The 791-nt window shown below is 42.2% G+C and carries 1 protein-coding gene; it reads right to left on the reverse strand.

The genetic code is table 11. The features are described from left to right. The coding region (locus ACFILO_RS09595) for a DUF3792 domain-containing protein (RefSeq protein ID WP_375678225.1) at nucleotides 1-731 on the reverse strand (731 nt) is incomplete at its 3' end. Between the last annotated feature and the right edge of the window lie 60 nt (nucleotides 732-791).

Genomic DNA, 791 nt, shown 5'->3' on the forward strand with positions numbered 1-791 from the left:
GACAGGCGCTCACCAAGATTTTTTAAAGTGGTGCGATAGTAAGAAGGATCATTTTTGAAAGCTGTTATCGCAGAACCAATATCATTGAGTGCAGCTTGATAGGTTTGTTTTAAGCGATCAGGGTTGAGAGCAGGAATGTCACTTTTATTGAGAAGGGAGTGCAATTCACTCCTAAGTTGGTCAAAATTGATATCATTGTCACTATTTTTTGCAAAAAACTGTTCAAGACTTTCGCTGTTTAAGTTTGCAAGTATAGGGGAAATATTGTTTTTTAGGCTGTCTACGGTTTGTTGGACCATGGAGCTGTTTTCTAGAGCCGTTTTAGCTCCTATCTTTGCTGTACTAGAAACCACGTGGATGGCTTGGAGGGTCATCAGCAATGTTATGAGAGCCCAGGTGAGAAAGCCATGAAGAATCCCTGAGGTTTCAGCAAAACGTCCAGCTACAAAGCCTCCCAAGGCTAGGCTAATCAGTGTAACGATAACAGAACCCACGCCAAAGGAGAGGAAAGAGCCTTCAAATGGGGTTGAAGAAGTGAAATCCATTTGGCTTAAGCCTAAAGCGGCGACCAGAAAAGAGAGGCAGATTGAGGTGGCAAGAGCCGTCACCAGTCCCGCAAAGATTGCGGACCATGAAATGGGTGTGTGAAAGAGTGAATATTTTTCTTCTAGAGATGTTTCTCCTAGAAAATTCGTATCGAATGGTGTGTTTTCAGGAATGCGAGTTTCCATGTTTTATCTCCTTGAATATGCTGGAGATACAATGCCTTTTTGCTAATTATGTTCCAAAAG

The organism is Bartonella sp. AP72JLCBS, assembly GCF_042195705.1.
Lineage (GTDB): Bacteria > Pseudomonadota > Alphaproteobacteria > Rhizobiales > Rhizobiaceae > Bartonella.